This is a genomic window from Sphingomonas glacialis, assembly GCF_006439055.1.
GTDB classification, from domain to species: Bacteria; Pseudomonadota; Alphaproteobacteria; order Sphingomonadales; family Sphingomonadaceae; genus Sphingomonas; species Sphingomonas glacialis_A.
Genome location: NZ_RCZC01000003.1, coordinates 177,603 through 192,064, shown reverse-complemented (window position 1 = coordinate 192,064; position 14,462 = coordinate 177,603). Strand labels below are relative to the sequence as shown.

Here is a 14,462-nt window from a genome sequence, read left to right as displayed (position 1 = left end):
TATGCGCGAGATCGTTTTCGACACCGAGACTACAGGCTTCAGCTTCGCCGATGGCGATCGCATGGTCGAGATCGGCTGTCTCGAGATGGTCAACAAGGTCGAGACCGGGCGTACCTTCCACGCCTATTTTCACCCCGAGCGCACGATGCCGGCCGAGGCGCAGCGCGTCCACGGGCTGAGCGACGCGTTCCTCGCCGACAAGCCGCTGTTCGTGCAACGGGTCGAGGATCTGCTCGATTTCATCGGCGACAGCCCGCTCGTCGCGCACAATGCGAGCTTCGATTTCGGCTTTCTCAACGGCGAACTGCAACGCTGCGGCCGCGCGACCGTCGGGTTGAACCGCATGGTCGATACCGTCGCGATGGCGCGGATGCGGCACCCCGGCGCGAAGCACAGCCTCGATGCCTTGTGCAACCGCTACGGCATCGATCGCAGCCATCGCACCGTCCACGGCGCGCTGCTCGACGCGCAATTGCTGTCGCAAGTCTATGTCGAGCTGACCGGTGGCCGCCAGATCGGGCTCGGCCTGGTCAGCGACGTCGTCGCGGACACCGCGCCAAGCACCCTGATCGTCGCAACCGTCGTCCGCCCGCCGCGCGTCTTCGCGGTCGCCGAGGCGGATCGGGCGCGTCACACCGCCTTTCTCAAGACTGTGGTCAACCCGTTATGGGGGAGCGATCCGGCCATGGCGTGAGCTGAGTTTGGGGGGTCGAGGCGCCCGACAGGTGTCATCTACCGCCGGTGATCGTCATAGCGACGCTGGCCTTTGTAAGGAGAATGCTCATGGATATTCGGGTTTCCGGCCATCAGGTCGAAACGGGCGAGGCGCTCAGGACCCATGTCGACGAGCGACTCCAGGGCATCGCCACCAAATATTTCGCGCGCGCCATCTCGGCCCAAGTCACTTTCGGCAAGGGCCCGCACGACAATCGCTTCACCGCCGACATCGTCGCGCATGTCATGCAGGGGTTGATCCTCAAGGCGCATGGCGATGCCGCCGACGCGCATCTCGCCTTCGATGCCGCCGCCGCCAAGATCGAGAAGCAGCTGCGGCGCTACATGCGCCGGCTCAAGGATCGCAACGCCGGCGTGGCGAGCGCTGCGGCCGCACAGGCGGCGGATGCCGATAATGCCGGCTATACGCTGTTCCAAGAAAGCACCTCCGAAGAGGAAGTCGAGGACTTCCCGCTGATCGTCGCCGAAACGCGGGTCGACGTGCCCGATGCCTCGGTCTCCGATGCGGTGATGATGCTCGATCTGCGCAACACCGCGGCCTTGCTGTTCCGCAACAGCGTCTCGGGCACCTACAACATGGTGTATCGCCGCGGCGACGGGACGATCGGGTGGGTCGAGCCGCAACGCGGATCCTGATCTGATGCCGCGAACGGCGGAGGCGAGGCCCGAGGGTCGCGCTTTCGCCGCTCGCCAATCGGCGCTATGGGCTCGCGCACGGCATCCGCTCTGGGCGGGCTCAAGGACTGTCATGACCGATCTGCACGATATCCTCGCGCCCGACGCCGTGCTTGAGCGCGTCAGCGCCGGCACGCGTAAGGCGCTGTTTCAACAGCTCGCCGCCGCAGCCGCGAGCGTCTATGGCGTCGATGCGGCCGCCGTCGCGGAGGTGGTCGCGGCGCGCGAGAAGCTCGGCTCGACCGGCTTTGGCGGCGGCGTGGCGACGCCGCACGGCAAGCTGCGTGGGCTCGACCGGGTGCGCGGCGTGTTCGCGCGTCTGGCCCAGCCGATCGACTTCGACTCGGTCGACGATATGCCGGTCGATATCGTCTTCCTGCTGCTGTCGCCGCCCGATGCGGGCGCGACGCATCTCAAGGCGCTCGCGCTCGTCTCGCGCGCGTTGCGCGATCAGGCGTTTGTCGCGAAGCTGCGCGGCGCCGGGTCGCGCGATGCGCTCGTTGCCCTGCTCATCGCCGATCAGGCGCGCGATGCCGCATAACGACCGCGTTGTCCCGGCGGGCGAGCAGGCGCATTTCCGCGCGCTCGAATCGCTCTATGCCGCGGCGCCGATCAATCGGCTGTTCGAATCGACGCTCGAGATTCCCGAGGCGGGGCTGGCGCGGATCCACTTCAACATCGACGAACGCTTCTTCCATGCCGGCGGTGCGGCGCACGGCACGAGCTATTTCAAGATGCTCGACGATGCCGCTTTCTACGCCGCGAACAGTTTGGTTACCGACCGTTTCCTGCTGACCACCGCGTTTAACCTGTTGCTGACCAAGCCGCTGCGCGCTGGCCCGGTGATCGCCGAAGGGCGCTGGGTCTCGGGGCATCGCCGGGTGTTCGTCGCCGAGGCTCGGCTGATCGACGCGGCGGGCGATGAAGCGGCGCGGGGAACGGGAACGTTCATGCGCTCGCAGATCGCGCTTGCCGGCTTGCCCGGTTATCGCTCGGCGTGACCGACACGCTCGCTATGGGAATCCTCGTTTCGGCGCTGCTGAAACGCGTCAACGATGCCGGCGGGATGGCGATGGTGCGGGCCAAGGGCGACGCGGATTCGGGCGGTATCCTCTTGATCTTGCAGGATAGAAACACGCCGACGCGGTTTGTCGAACGGGCGCTTGGCCCAACCGGGAAGCCCGCTTTGATCGCGAGCGGACCGGTGGACGTGGCCAATTCGGCCGAATGCGATGACTATTGGCGCCGACGCCGTGCGCGCGACCCCGATCTGTGGGTGATCGAACTGGACATCGCATCGGCAGAACGATTCGCCGCAGAAACAATCCTCGGCGATTGACCGCAGGCGGTCGCGCGGAGATACGCACAGCTCTTAGTCAGGGCGTTGTGTCGTGCCGGGTGCGATCCGGAATGATTACGCAGTCGGGGGGCTGTCCGGTGGGGCGACATATGTCGACCCTATCCGCGCACCAACCGCATTTTAGTCGTTTTCATGTCGTTTTCGAATCGCGTCGCATCCATCGTGACGCTGACCTTTACCGTCGCTGCTCTCATCGGCTTCGGAACGCCTGGCTTCGCCCAGGAAATCAATCGTGCTATCAACGTGCCTACCGCACTTTCGGTTCCGCAGACGCCGCACATGATGCCGGCGATCGCAACCCCCCAGTCGACCGATCCCGTAACCACCACGGCGCCCGAGTCCCCCGAGTCCGATGCCGAGCAGGACGGCGATACCGTCGCTTATGGTACGCTCGACGCAGCGGTGGCGGCACAGCCTGGCCCCGACGCGATGAACGACGAGCTTCAGTGCATGGCCGGCGCGATCTATTTCGAAGCCAAGGGCGAACCGCTGAGCGGACAGCTCGCCGTCGCCGAAGTGATCCTCAACCGTTCGAAGTCGGGCCGCTTTCCCAAGGGCGTGTGCTCGGTCGTGACCCAGCCGGGTCAATTCTCCTTCGTGCGCGGCGGGCATGTCCCCGATATCGCGCCGAACAAGCAGTATCGCACCGCCGTCGCCGTTGCGCGCGTCGCGCTAGCCGATGCGTGGGACAGCCCCGCATCGGACGCGATGTATTTCCATGCGCGCCGTTCGGCGCCGGGCTGGCATCGCGTCCAGGTCGCAGCGATCGGCAACCATCTTTTCTATCGCTGAGCGACACGCGTCCTCTTGGACGCGTTCGTGAAATGTTCTAGGATCGGGAGATGCTACGCACCCCCGATCCTATCACGGCGTCCGACAACGCTTGCGCCGATTTTCCCGGCTCGCCGTTATGCGCAGCCGATGTCGCGCGCGGGACGACACGGATGTTGCTGCGTCACGATCTGATCGCAATGGCCGAAGTGCCGCTCGACGGGAACCGCCGTGCCGACCTGATGGCGATCGATGCGCGCGGCCAGATCGTTATCGTCGAAATCAAGGTCTCGCGCGCGGATCTGCTCGGCGACGGAAAGTGGACCGACTATCTCGGCTGCTGCGACCGGTATTATTGGGCCGTTCCCGCGGGCTTCGACGCTTCGCCGCTCGACGGCGCGGCGTTCCTGCCCGAGCGTACCGGCATCATCGTCGCCGATCGCTATGACGCGGCGGTCATCCGCGATGCGCATACCGAGCCGCTTTCCGCGGCAACCCGCAAGCGCGTCACATTGGCGTTCGGGCGGCGGGCAGGGCGCAGGCTGATCGCACTGACCGATCCCGAGGCGCAGATCATTCTCTAATTAGCGGCGCGAGTGTTCCACGTGGAGCAGTGTCAGAGCTTCGGCCCCGACACCGCCTTGCGCACCTTTTTCGGGTTCGCCTCGATCATCTGCGCGATGCTCGGCGAGCGCTTGTCCTGCGTGGCGTAATCGCGCGCGGAGAAGCCCTGGAGATGGTCGGCCTGATCGGGATCGGCGCCAAGATCGAGCAGATCGCGCACCAGGGACTGATCACGGCGCTGCACCGCAATGATCAGAGGCGTTTCGCCACTGGCATTGGCGAGATTGACGTTACCGCCGCTCCTGGCGAGCGCATCGACCATTTCCTTCCGTCCGAGCCGGGTCGCCAGCAACATCGCGGTTTCGCCCTTGTCGTCGCGCAGATTGGCGTCGGCGCCCTTGGACAAAAGATACGAGACATAGGCCATGTCGCCGCGCCGCACGACGATATGCAGCGCGCCTTCGCCATTGGTCCGGTCGCGCGTGTTGATCATCGTGACGCCGGGCTTCTCGAGCGCCGCGATCACCTCGTCATTCTTGGCATCCTTGACCGACTGGAGAAACTTGTACCCAGGCGACTGGCCGATCTGTGCGGTCACGGGCGCGGGAACGAGCGCCAGTGCGCTGGTCGCGAGCAGGGTGAGGGCGAGCGATGCGGTACGAAGAGTCATCGAGAAGATCCTGGCTGGGTCGAACGACACGATCGGGAAGAAGCTCAAAAGCTTGCGTGAATCGACCTAACAGATCATGGCTGGCGGCGCCATGAACCAGATTGCCCGCACGCTGGGTGCGCTGCTGCTGACCGTATCCGCGGCCGGTTGCAGCGGGTCAGCTCCACCGACTCGCGCACCGCTTGACGGCGTGAGGATCGGCGGTCCATTCCGCCTGATTGACCAGGATGGAAAGCCGCGCACTGACCGCGATTTCGCGGGCCGCTATCGCATCATGTATTTCGGCTACACCTTCTGCCCCGATGTCTGCCCAACCGATCTGCAGACGATCGGCGCAGGCCTTCGTCTGTTCGAAGCGCAGGATGCCAAGCGCGCGGCGGAGGTCGTGCCGATCTTCGTCACCGTCGATCCGAAGCGCGATACGTCGACGGTCCTCAAAGCCTATACCGCGGCCTTCCATCCACGCATGATCGGCCTGACTGGTTCGCCCGAAGCGATCGCCGCGGCCGCCAAAGCGTACGGGGTTACCGCCGATGTCGAGAAACCGAATGCCGAAGGCGGCTATCTCGTCGCCCACAGCCGTTTCGCGATCCTGATGGACCCGGCGGGCAAGCCCGTCGTTTTGCTTCCAGCAGACAAGACCCCGCGCGATGTCGCGGCCGAGCTCGAGCGGTGGGTGAAATGAGCGGCAAATTCTGGGAAGAACCGATCGACACGCTCGATCGCGGCCAATGGGAAGCGCTGTGCGACGGCTGCGGCAAATGCTGCGTCCACAAGCTCGAGGATGAGGAGACGGGCGAACTGCTCCCGACCAACGTCTCGTGCCGCCTGCTCGACCGCGCGACTGCGCAATGCTCGAACTACAAGCATCGCCACGCTTATGTCAGCGAGTGCGTCCGGCTCAGCCGCGCCAATGTCCGGACGATCGACTGGCTGCCGGCGACCTGCGCCTATCGGCTCCGTGCCGCGGACGAGCCACTGTACGAGTGGCATTATCTCGTCTCGGGCGACCGCGAGTCGGTGCACCGGGCGGGACAATCGGTGCGCGGCTGGACGATCTCCGAAGACGATGCCGGCGAGCTTGAATATCATCTGGTCGACCGGGAATTGTGACCGCGGCGATCGAGGTCGTTCGCAACGCGCGCGCGCGCCGCGCGCGGCTGTCGGTCGATAGCGCGACCGGACGCGTCCGCCTCGTACTTCCGCCGCGAGCCCCGCTCAAGAAGGCGCTAGCCTGGGCGGAGGAGAAGGCCGGCTGGATCGCCGAACAGCGCGCGCGATTGCCGCAGGCGCAGCCCTTCGCCCCGGGCGGGATGATCCCGTTCGGGGACGGCGCGCTGACGATCGTGTGGGATCCGGCGGCACCGCGAACCGTCAAGCAGGACGGCGAGCGCCTGCTCTGTGGCGGTCCGCTCGACGGACTTCCTCGCCGGATCGCGGCGTGGCTCAAGCGCGAGGCATTGCGGGTGCTGAGCAGCGAGACGGCTGAATTCGCCGCGCGCGCCGGTGTCACCGTCAGCAAGGTCGCCATCGGCGATCCCAAGACGCGCTGGGGAAGCTGCGCATCCTCCGGGACGATCCGCTACAGCTGGCGGCTCATCCTGATGCCCGATTACGTCCGTCGCTCAACCGTCGCGCATGAAGTCGCGCACCGGCTGCATATGGATCACAGCGCGCGCTTCTACCGCGTGCTCGAACTGCTCGACGAGCGCGATCCCGATGAGTCGCGCCGCTGGCTGCGTGCCAACGGCGCAGCGCTTCACTGGGTCGGCCGCGAGTCCTGACGGTCGTCATAGCGGTCGGGCGGGGTGATCGCCGGCCGGTCGCGCGGGGCACGCGTCGGGGCTGGGGCCGGGCGGGGGGCGTCACGCCCTAGGACATGGTCGAGCCAGCCCTGGTCGAGCTTCTGCGTATCGTCCGGCCGCTCCTGCGCCGGCTGTTGTTCCGCACCGCGCGCGATGCGCGGATCGGCGCTCCGCGGCGCGATCGGATTGCCGTCGGCATCGACCTGCTGCTCGGCCTGCGGCGCACGGCCCGACTCGACCGGGTTGCCGTTTTCATCGACGAACAGGCCGTTATCGGCCTCGCCGAAATACGATTCCTGGTCTGGTTCGAGCTGGAACTCGGGCAGCGTCACCTTGGTGTCGAACTGCTCGACCGGGCGCCGGGCGACCGCGCTGCGCATGAAGGCGGCGAATGCCTTGGCCGGCGCGGTGCCGCCGTGGAGCCCGGCGATCGGCTTGGCATCGTCGCGACCCATCCACACGCCGGTGGTGAGCCCGCTCGAGAAGCCGAGGAACCAGCCGTCCTTGCTCGACGTCGTCGTGCCGGTCTTGCCCGCGACCGGGCGACCGATCTGCGCGGCCTTGCCCGTGCCCGTATTGACCGTGGTCTGGAGCAGATCGGTCATCTCGGCAGCGACATAGGGTGCGACCAACACATGGCTGGTATCGACCGATTGCGCATAGATCGTCTCGCCCGACGCGGTCACCTTGGTGATACCATAGGGGGTCACCGCGACCCCCTTGTTGCCGACGCTGGCAAAGGCGCGCGTCATGTCGATCAGCCGCACTTCGGAGGTGCCGAGCACCATCGAGGGATGAACGTTGACCTTGGTCGTGATGCCAAAGCGCCGCGCCATGTCGGCGACGGTCGCGAAGCCGACTTCCTGGCCGAGCTTGGCCGCGACGGTGTTGAGCGAGTAGGCAAACGCCGTGCGCAGGCTGACCGCACCGCTGTTGCGGCGTGAATCGTTGCGTGGGCTCCAGCCGTCGATCGTCACCGGCTCGTCGACGATAGAATCCTCGGGCTTGTGGCCCGCCTCGAGCGCGGCGAGATAGACGAACAGCTTGAACGCCGAACCAGGCTGGCGGACCGCCTGGGTCGCACGATTGTAGATCGAGCTGACATAATCGGTTCCGCCCACCATCGCGCGCACGGCTCCGTCGCGGTCGATCGCTACGAGTGCGCCCTGGGCACCGCGCGGGGCGTTCTGCTGGATCGCGGCATCGGCGGCGCGCTGCATGTTGAGATCGAGCGTCGTCCACACTTCGAGCGGACGCTGCGTCTCGTCGATCAGCATCTCGAGCTGTGGCAGCGCCCAGTCGGTGAAATAGCGCACGCTGTTCTGCCGCGCCTCGGGTACGAAGGCGACCTTGTCGATCTGAGCCTCATCCGCCTCGGACTGGCTGATCGCGCCGGTTTCCTGCATCAGCTTGAGCACGACGCCCGCGCGCCCGCGCGCAGCCTCGATATCGGCGGTCGGCGAGTAATTGGAGGGTGCCTTGACCAGGCCGGCGATCACCGCCGCCTCGGTCAGGCTGAGATGATCGGCGCCATGGCCGAAGAATTTGCGCGACGCCGCATCGATTCCGTAAGCGCCGCCGCCGAAATAGACCTTGTTGAGGTAGAGCTCGAGCACCTCATCCTTGCTGAACTTGCGCTCGAGCGCGAGCGCGATGATGCCCTCGCGGACCTTACGGCCCCACTGCTTGTTCGAATTGAGGAAGATATTGCGCGCGAGCTGCTGCGTGATCGTCGATCCGCCCTGCCGCCAATGGCCGCGTTCGAAGCGCACCTGGACCGAACGCACCATGCCGATCGGATCGACCCCGATATGCGAGCGGAAGCGACGGTCCTCGACCGAGATCATCGCGTCGCGCATCACTCTCGGGATACGATCGTACGGCAGCCATTCGCCAAAGCTCGGCCCCATCGAGACGATCACCGTGCCATCGGCGGCATGGACGCGGATCATCTGGCCGTTGGGCGACGATTTCAACGCGTCGAACGTCGGCAGCTGGCCTTCGGACACATAGACGGTGATCGCGAGCACGGCGGCCGCGAGGACAGCAAGCCCCGCGCCGATCTGCAGGACGAAGACGGTCCAGCGGCGCCAGGCGGGCGCGCGTTTGGAGCGTGGCGAGGGAGCGGAGGAGCGTGCCATGAAGCAGCGTAGCGTTAGGCTTTGCCGGTCATCCCGACAAGCCGTAGCCGGCTAGGTCAGTCCTTCGTCTCGTCGCTGCCCGCGCTCTCCCGGCCGCGAAAGTCGAGGCTGAGCGAGTTCATGCAATAGCGCAGGCCGGTCGGCGGCGGGCCATCGGGGAAAACATGGCCGAGATGCCCGTCGCAGCGGGCGCAGCGCGCTTCGGTGCGGACCATACCGTGGCTGACGTCGCTATGCTCGACGACGTGCTCGGGCGAGATTGGCTGGGTGAAGCTCGGCCAGCCCGACCCCGAATCGTATTTGTCCGCCGAATCGAACAAGGGCAGCGCACAACCGCCGCAGCGATAGATGCCGTCGGCCTTGTTATTGTCGTAACGCCCGGAAAAGGCGCGCTCCGTGCCGGCTTCGCGCAGCACGTGATAGGCCTCTGGGCTCAATTTCTTGCGCCACTCGGTTTCGGACAGGGTGATGTGATCCATGGCGATATTTTCCAATTAGCGAAGCGTCCGGTCAAGCCGCGAATGGCCGATCCGGGTCAAGGATGCGATAATCTCGATCAGTCCCGGGACCTGCCGCAGCAGCGGAAGCGCGAGCCCGGTGAGGGTCGGGCGTTCGGCCGCATCGCGGACGAGTCCGGCAAGACGGATCGGTCTGGCGGTGGCGCGCGCAAATCCCTGCTGGAAGCCGGGGGCAGCGGCCGCACCGCCCTCTAAATAGGCATGGCCTGCGCGAATGCCACTGGCGATCGCGATCCCCATGCCTTCGCCGGCGAGCGACGGAATGACGCCAGCCTGATCGCCGAGCCGGAACAGCGCGGGTTCGCCGTGCAACGCGCGCCAGCCATAGGGCACATTGGCGATCGCATCGATCGCCTCGCTGCCGCTGCGATAGGCGAAGCGGTCGCCCAGCCGGGGATGGTCGCGTCCGAGTTTGTCGAGCAACGCGGCGGGGCTGCCGGCTTCGATCAGCGCCGAACGGTGGACCGCGAGGCAGCAATTCGCGCTGCCATCCTCCTGCCGGACGATCCCGACATAGCCGCGATCGAACAGATGGAGCTCGATCGACTCGCCGATCAGTGCGTCGAGCCCGGGTGCTGCCGGAATGCGCACGCGCAGGCCGAGCACGGGATCGCTGCCGCGCGCTTCGGCGGGGCGTGCCGCGCCGCGGACGTCATGCTTACCGCTGGCGAGGAACAGCGTGTCGGCAGCGAGATCCGCGCCATCGTCGAGCCGCGCAGTCAGCCCATCGAGCCCGCGCACGGTAACGCCGCGCTCGACCGCCGAACCGGCTTCGATGGCGCGCGCGAGCAGGACGGTGTCGAGCAGATGCCGCGACACGCCATGCGCCGGACGCGGCAGCCGTGTCTCGACGACGCGGTCGCCCGAAAGCACCCGCACCGTGGTGACGCGCGCGGGGCCGAGCGCCTCGGGCGCAACGCCGAGCCGCGCGAGCGACTCGAGCGTGCGCCAGCTCAGAAAGCCGCCACAGATCGCATCGCCCGTCTCGCGGCTGCGCTCGACGAGCAGATGCGGTGCGCCGGCGCGCGCGAGGACGATCGCGGCGCTCGCGCCCGCCGGCCCGCCGCCGAGGATCAGCGCAGCTGTTCGACGCATAACCGAAACGGAAAGGCGCGATAGACGCGCGCGGAAACGCCGGCTTCGGCGAGGATCGGGGGCCATTCGGCCGGGCGATACGAGCGCGCGATCGACAGCGTGCCGTCATGCCGCACGATCGGGTGCCAGCGCGCGAGCGTCGCGAGCAACGGGAAGCCGCGATAGGCGAAGCCGTGGCGATGAAGATCGTTGACCAGCCAGCCGCGTGCGCTCTCGGCCGCCATGAAGCGCAGGAAGGCGATCAGTTGGTCATGGTCCATGTGATGCGCGACGAGGCTCGACACGACGAAATCCCAACCTTGCCCGGCAAGATCGGCATAGTCGCCAGTGAGGTAGCGAATCGGCAAGTCGGCGGGCGTGTGCGCCACGGCGGCGCGCGCGCTGCGGGGGTTGAGATCGACCCCGACCAGCTCGGCGTTGATCCCGCGCCGCGCCGCCCAGCGCGCGATCCGGCGCAGCATGTCGCCGTCGCCGAACCCGATGTCGAGCAGCTTGAAATGCGTGCGGCCCACCGTGCTACGCCGCAGGAAATCGAGCGTCGGGCGCGCCGCCATCGTCACGACATTAACCTTGGCGAGATCGCCGACGACCGCGGCATAGGTGTCGGGCGCCAGATCGTCGGCATCCATCAGCTCTTCGGCGATGGCGCGACGCTCGAGCATCACGCGGCGCTCCGAAAGCCGAAGCCCTCGGCAGCGAGCCCTGGGCCGAACGCCAGCGCGACGCCCTCGCGGATCGGCGGCCCCGCGAGCAGCCGCGCGAGCACGAACATCAACGTCGCCGACGACATGTTGCCATTGTCGGCGAGCACGCCGCGCGACGCCGCCAGCGCATCGGCGGGCAAAGCGAGGCTGGTCTCGACCGCATCGAGGATCGAACGCCCGCCGGCATGGACCGCCCAGCCGTCGATGTCGGACGGAGCCCGCCCGCCGGTGGCGGCGGCGGCGAAGGTCGGATCGCTAAGCCCGGCGGCGATGCGCGCCGGGACTTCGCCCGACAGATGCATCGCAAACCCGCTATCGGTGATGTCCCAGCGAATCAGCTCTGCCGAATCGGGGAGGGTGGTCGCAAAAGGCTGGCCGAGCGCGAGACCATGCGGCTCGGCGGTGACCAGCGCGGCCGCCGCGCCGTCGCCGAATTGCAGCATCGCGAGCAGCGGTTCGAGCGCCGGCGTGTCCTGGAGATGCAAGGTCGACAGCTCGACGCAGATGACCAGCACGCGCGCATCAGGATCCGACCGCACGATGTGACGCGCGCTGCGCAACGCGGCGACCGCGGCATAGCAGCCCATGAAGCCGACCAGCAGCCGCTCGACCGATGGATCGAGCCCGAGTCGCGCGGCGACGATCTGGTCGATCCCGGGCGCAACGAAGCCGGTGCAGCTCGCCACGACGAGATGCGTGATCCCGTCGAGCGGGACTTGCGCCCGCAACGCGTCGATCGCGGCGAGGCTCAGCGCCGGGGCGAATCGCGCGTAGAGCTGCATCCGCTCGGCGGTGCCGGGCAACAGATTGCGCGCATAGAAGCCGCCGGCATCGACCGGCGACCCGCCATCGTCGCCGATCGGGAGCACCGACCAGCGATGGCCGATCCCGGCGCGACCCGCCATCCGATCGAAAATCTTGGCCGAGCGCGACTCGGGCAAGCGCGCACGTGCCCAGTCGATAAAGGCATGATGAATGTCGTGGTCCGGAACGGCGGTGCCGATCGCGGTGATATGAGCGGTGCTAGGCAAGCGAGGCTTTCACGAGGTCGGCGGTACGGCCGGTTCGGAGACAACGCTACGCCAGCCCGTACGATCCGCAAGGGGCCGCAGAATCCGCATCTATCAGGGGGGAGAGGACCGACCGCCACGGCACGATGTCTCGTGCGTGGCGGCGATATCCAGAAAAAGTGGTGCGGCCGAGAAGACTCGAACTTCCACGGGCTTTCGCCCACAACGACCTCAACGTTGCGCGTCTACCAGTTCCGCCACGGCCGCACGTAACATCGCCGGGCGAACCCGGCAGCTGGTAGGCGAGCGCCCCTAGCAAAGGCTTTCGGGGAGCGCAACGCCTATCGCATCGATTGCGATCAGCGTAGCAGCGCGGGATGCCGCGCCACCGCCCCCTGCTCGACGAAACGCGCCGCATTCTCGCGCTTGCATGGCCGGTGATGCTGACCAGCCTCAACTGGACGATTCTGAGCGTGACGGACATCGTCGTGGTCGGGCTGACCGGGACCGACCAGGTCGCCGCGCTGGGGGCGAGCCGCGCCTTGACCTTCGTGACGATCGTCGGCGGGCTCGCCTGGCTGTCGGGTACGCTGGTGTTCACCGCGCGCGCCGACGGGGCGAAGGACTCGCCCGAGACCGGCGCGACGCTGCGCGCGGGGCTGGTGCTCGCGCTGCTGCTGGGGCTGGCCGGCGCGCTCGGCTTCGGACTGTTCGCCGAGCGGCTGCTGGCGGCGATCGGCGTCGCCCCCGCGCTGATCGGACCGGCCGCGCGCGTCGTGCGGGTGATGGCGCTGTGCTATCCGACGCAGCTGGCGATGATCGCCGCTAGCTTCTTCCTCGAAGGCATCGCGCGGCCGCGCCGCGTGATGAGCGTCAACCTAGCGGTGCTGCCGCTCAACGCGCTGCTCGCCTGGGCATGGTCGGGCGGGCATCTCGGCTTTCCGGCGCTTGGCGCCGTGGGGGCGGCGCTGGCGACGGCCATGGCGTCAACGCTCGGCGCGCTGGCGATGCTCGGTGCGGCGTGGACGCTGCCGCAGGCGCGCGAACGCGGCGTGCGCGATCTGTCGGGCGCGGCGTGGGCTGCGGCGCTGCGCGGGGCGGGGCGTCTCGCGCGATTCGGCATCGTGCCTGCGCTCGCCTCGGGGCTCGAACTCGCCGGCTTCTCGATTCTCATCGCGCTGTCGACCGATTTCGGTGCGGTGACTGCGCATGCCTTCCAGATCGTGTTCGCGGTGCACAATGTCGTGTTCGGCGTTGCACTGGGGCTGGGATCGGCAGCGGGAGTCCGCGCCGGCAATGCGGTCGGCGCGGGGACTCCGGCGCTGGCGATCCCGCGCGCGCTGATTGCGATGGCGCTGGCAGCGCTGACGACGGCTGCGTTGGCGACGCTGATCGTGCTCGGGCGCGGCATGATCGTCGCGCTCTTTCCTGCCGCCGCGGGCGTCCACGGCGTGGCGCTGGCGATGCTGCCGGTCTGGGCGCCGTTCATCCTGTTCGACGGGGTGCAGGTCGTGATCGTCTATACGCTGCGCTCGCTCGGCGATCAGGTGGTGACGGGGATCAACAGCATCCTCGCCTTCTTCCTCATCACCGGCGGGGCGGGCTGGCTGCTGGTGCAGCACGGCGCGGGGCCGATCGGGCTGGTCTATGCCTCGGGCGTCGGGATGGTCGCCGCGACGCTGCTCCACGGCGCGCGCTTCGCGCTGATCAGTGCGCGGTTTCGCCGGAAAAGCTGAGCACCAGTTCCTTGGCGTTGACGGGGACGTCGAGCTTGGCGCTGTTGAATTCGAGCTTGCCCCTCGGCGCGAGCGTGTTCGCCTCGGGCCGGATCATCCAGCTGAACACGATCCGGCGCTGCGCATCGCGCAGGTCGGCGCGGATGTCGGGCACCGGCTGCGGCGAATCGGTCGGGTTGAGCACGGTGCCGCTCACCGCGAAGATTTCGTTGCCGTTGAAGACATGCTGGTCGATCGGCTTGCTGACGATCTTGAGCGGGGTGCCGGTATTGGGCTGGAACAGGTCGCTGGCGAGCCCTGGCGCGCCCGAATAGACGATGCCGCCGAATGCGGCGAGCATCACGACGCCCGCAGCGAGCGCGGCCACCGTCCAGCGCTTCGCCGGATTGCGGCGCGCGCGAAACGGCGGCGCGTGGGCAAAGGCGTCGTAGCTCGGCACGCCAGGCTCGACCGGGCTTGGCGGCTCGACCGGCGGTGGCGAGTCGGCGACAGGCGCTTCGGCCGGCATTTGCGCGAGGGGCGCCACGCTGACGTCCTCCAGATCCCCGGCAGCAACGCCTTCCTGGAACCAGCTATGCTTGCAGCTGGCGCAGCGCACGGTGCGGCCATCGGGCCCGATCGCAGTGTCGGGAACGAGGTAACGCGTGTGGCACTCGGTACATTCGAGGATCATGATAT

At 67.3% G+C, this 14,462-nt stretch carries 18 protein-coding genes and 1 tRNA gene; 11 read left to right on the top strand and 8 right to left on the bottom strand.

Annotated features, from left to right (window positions below):
* Nucleotide 1 precedes the first annotated feature (1 nt).
* From dnaQ to EAH76_RS12655, 7 genes are all read left to right on the top strand, one after another.
* On the top strand, nucleotides 2-694 hold the full coding sequence (dnaQ, locus tag EAH76_RS12685) for a DNA polymerase III subunit epsilon (RefSeq protein ID WP_140850643.1): 693 nt from the start codon (nucleotides 2-4) through the stop codon (nucleotides 692-694).
* 89 nt (nucleotides 695-783) lie between these two features.
* A complete protein-coding gene (gene hpf, locus EAH76_RS12680) occupies nucleotides 784-1,371 on the top strand; it encodes a ribosome hibernation-promoting factor, HPF/YfiA family (RefSeq protein ID WP_140850642.1) in 588 nt (195 codons plus the stop codon).
* Nucleotides 1,372-1,483: 112 nt separating this feature from the next.
* Nucleotides 1,484-1,951: a PTS sugar transporter subunit IIA gene (locus tag EAH76_RS12675; protein WP_140850641.1), complete on the top strand. Its 468-nt coding sequence runs from the start codon at nucleotides 1,484-1,486 to the stop codon at nucleotides 1,949-1,951.
* Nucleotides 1,941-2,411: a PaaI family thioesterase gene (locus EAH76_RS12670; protein WP_140850640.1), complete on the top strand. Its 471-nt coding sequence runs from the start codon at nucleotides 1,941-1,943 to the stop codon at nucleotides 2,409-2,411. The genes EAH76_RS12675 and EAH76_RS12670 overlap by 11 nt, the downstream gene beginning before the upstream one ends.
* 14 nt (nucleotides 2,412-2,425) lie before the next feature.
* Nucleotides 2,426-2,749 carry a DUF1491 family protein gene (locus EAH76_RS12665; protein WP_140850986.1) on the top strand — a complete coding sequence of 108 codons (324 nt, stop codon included), beginning with the start codon at nucleotides 2,426-2,428 and terminating at the stop codon, nucleotides 2,747-2,749.
* Between the two features lie 153 nt (nucleotides 2,750-2,902).
* A complete protein-coding gene (locus EAH76_RS12660; RefSeq protein ID WP_140850639.1) occupies nucleotides 2,903-3,562 on the top strand; it encodes a cell wall hydrolase in 660 nt (219 codons plus the stop codon).
* Between the two features lie 50 nt (nucleotides 3,563-3,612).
* Complete coding sequence (locus EAH76_RS12655) at nucleotides 3,613-4,125, top strand: MmcB family DNA repair protein (RefSeq protein WP_140850638.1); 513 nt, start codon at nucleotides 3,613-3,615, stop codon at nucleotides 4,123-4,125.
* Nucleotides 4,126-4,157: 32 nt separating this feature from the next.
* On the opposite strand, the gene EAH76_RS12650 is transcribed toward EAH76_RS12655, so the two are convergent.
* Nucleotides 4,158-4,775 (bottom strand): ankyrin repeat domain-containing protein, encoded by a 618-nt coding sequence (locus tag EAH76_RS12650; protein WP_140850637.1) that lies wholly within the window; start codon nucleotides 4,773-4,775, stop codon nucleotides 4,158-4,160.
* 76 nt (nucleotides 4,776-4,851) lie between these two features.
* Here EAH76_RS12650 and EAH76_RS12645 point away from each other — a divergent pair, with 76 nt between their 5' ends.
* From EAH76_RS12645 to EAH76_RS12635, 3 genes are read left to right on the top strand one after another with little or no spacing between them, the layout of a single operon-like run.
* Nucleotides 4,852-5,460, top strand: coding sequence for an SCO family protein (locus tag EAH76_RS12645; RefSeq protein ID WP_140850636.1), 609 nt, complete (start codon nucleotides 4,852-4,854; stop codon nucleotides 5,458-5,460).
* Entirely contained in the window at nucleotides 5,457-5,888 is a 432-nt protein-coding gene (locus tag EAH76_RS12640; protein ID WP_140850635.1) for a YcgN family cysteine cluster protein, read from the top strand. The genes EAH76_RS12645 and EAH76_RS12640 overlap by 4 nt, the downstream gene beginning before the upstream one ends.
* Entirely contained in the window at nucleotides 5,885-6,559 is a 675-nt protein-coding gene (locus tag EAH76_RS12635; RefSeq protein WP_140850634.1) for a M48 family metallopeptidase, read from the top strand. The genes EAH76_RS12640 and EAH76_RS12635 overlap by 4 nt, the downstream gene beginning before the upstream one ends.
* Here the strand turns inward: EAH76_RS12635 and EAH76_RS12630 are convergent.
* The 6 genes from EAH76_RS12630 to EAH76_RS12605 all read right to left on the bottom strand — a co-directional run bounded on the left by EAH76_RS12630 (nucleotide 6,535) and on the right by EAH76_RS12605 (nucleotide 12,315).
* The gene (locus EAH76_RS12630) at nucleotides 6,535-8,721 is read right to left on the bottom strand and encodes a transglycosylase domain-containing protein (RefSeq protein WP_140850633.1); all 2,187 of its coding nucleotides are present in this window, start codon (nucleotides 8,719-8,721) and stop codon (nucleotides 6,535-6,537) included. The two genes, EAH76_RS12635 and EAH76_RS12630, sit on opposite strands and share 25 nt — an antisense overlap.
* 56 nt (nucleotides 8,722-8,777) lie before the next feature.
* Nucleotides 8,778-9,200 (bottom strand): peptide-methionine (R)-S-oxide reductase MsrB, encoded by a 423-nt coding sequence (msrB, locus tag EAH76_RS12625; RefSeq protein WP_140850632.1) that lies wholly within the window; start codon nucleotides 9,198-9,200, stop codon nucleotides 8,778-8,780.
* Between the two features lie 15 nt (nucleotides 9,201-9,215).
* Nucleotides 9,216-10,334: an NAD(P)/FAD-dependent oxidoreductase gene (locus tag EAH76_RS12620; protein ID WP_140850631.1), complete on the bottom strand. Its 1,119-nt coding sequence runs from the start codon at nucleotides 10,332-10,334 to the stop codon at nucleotides 9,216-9,218.
* Complete coding sequence (locus tag EAH76_RS12615; RefSeq protein ID WP_140850630.1) at nucleotides 10,313-10,999, bottom strand: methyltransferase domain-containing protein; 687 nt, start codon at nucleotides 10,997-10,999, stop codon at nucleotides 10,313-10,315. The genes EAH76_RS12620 and EAH76_RS12615 overlap by 22 nt, the downstream gene beginning before the upstream one ends.
* On the bottom strand, nucleotides 10,996-12,069 hold the full coding sequence (locus tag EAH76_RS12610) for a type III polyketide synthase (protein WP_140850629.1): 1,074 nt from the start codon (nucleotides 12,067-12,069) through the stop codon (nucleotides 10,996-10,998). The genes EAH76_RS12615 and EAH76_RS12610 overlap by 4 nt, the downstream gene beginning before the upstream one ends.
* Before the next feature lie 159 nt (nucleotides 12,070-12,228).
* Nucleotides 12,229-12,315: transfer RNA gene (locus EAH76_RS12605), tRNA-Leu, on the bottom strand.
* Between the two features lie 110 nt (nucleotides 12,316-12,425).
* Here EAH76_RS12605 and EAH76_RS12600 point away from each other — a divergent pair.
* Entirely contained in the window at nucleotides 12,426-13,784 is a 1,359-nt protein-coding gene (locus EAH76_RS12600; RefSeq protein WP_140850628.1) for an MATE family efflux transporter, read from the top strand.
* Here the strand turns inward: EAH76_RS12600 and EAH76_RS12595 are convergent.
* Nucleotides 13,756-14,457 (bottom strand): MJ0042-type zinc finger domain-containing protein, encoded by a 702-nt coding sequence (locus EAH76_RS12595; protein ID WP_140850627.1) that lies wholly within the window; start codon nucleotides 14,455-14,457, stop codon nucleotides 13,756-13,758. The genes EAH76_RS12600 and EAH76_RS12595 overlap by 29 nt on opposite strands.
* Between the last annotated feature and the right edge of the window lie 5 nt (nucleotides 14,458-14,462).

Coding starts and splice junctions, on each gene's coding strand:
- EAH76_RS12655 (WP_140850638.1), top strand. CDS start 3,613: ATGCTACGCACCCCCGATCCTATCACGGCGTCCGACAACGCTTGCGCC.
- EAH76_RS12675 (WP_140850641.1), top strand. CDS start 1,484: ATGACCGATCTGCACGATATCCTCGCGCCCGACGCCGTGCTTGAGCGC.
- msrB (WP_140850632.1), bottom strand. CDS start 9,200: ATGGATCACATCACCCTGTCCGAAACCGAGTGGCGCAAGAAATTGAGC.
- EAH76_RS12660 (WP_140850639.1), top strand. CDS start 2,903: ATGTCGTTTTCGAATCGCGTCGCATCCATCGTGACGCTGACCTTTACC.
- hpf (WP_140850642.1), top strand. CDS start 784: ATGGATATTCGGGTTTCCGGCCATCAGGTCGAAACGGGCGAGGCGCTC.
- EAH76_RS12665 (WP_140850986.1), top strand. CDS start 2,426: ATGGGAATCCTCGTTTCGGCGCTGCTGAAACGCGTCAACGATGCCGGC.
- EAH76_RS12640 (WP_140850635.1), top strand. CDS start 5,457: ATGAGCGGCAAATTCTGGGAAGAACCGATCGACACGCTCGATCGCGGC.
- EAH76_RS12630 (WP_140850633.1), bottom strand. CDS start 8,721: ATGGCACGCTCCTCCGCTCCCTCGCCACGCTCCAAACGCGCGCCCGCC.
- EAH76_RS12620 (WP_140850631.1), bottom strand. CDS start 10,334: ATGCGTCGAACAGCTGCGCTGATCCTCGGCGGCGGGCCGGCGGGCGCG.
- EAH76_RS12600 (WP_140850628.1), top strand. CDS start 12,426: ATGCCGCGCCACCGCCCCCTGCTCGACGAAACGCGCCGCATTCTCGCG.
- EAH76_RS12645 (WP_140850636.1), top strand. CDS start 4,852: ATGGCTGGCGGCGCCATGAACCAGATTGCCCGCACGCTGGGTGCGCTG.
- EAH76_RS12670 (WP_140850640.1), top strand. CDS start 1,941: ATGCCGCATAACGACCGCGTTGTCCCGGCGGGCGAGCAGGCGCATTTC.
- EAH76_RS12650 (WP_140850637.1), bottom strand. CDS start 4,775: ATGACTCTTCGTACCGCATCGCTCGCCCTCACCCTGCTCGCGACCAGC.
- EAH76_RS12595 (WP_140850627.1), bottom strand. CDS start 14,457: ATGATCCTCGAATGTACCGAGTGCCACACGCGTTACCTCGTTCCCGAC.
- dnaQ (WP_140850643.1), top strand. CDS start 2: ATGCGCGAGATCGTTTTCGACACCGAGACTACAGGCTTCAGCTTCGCC.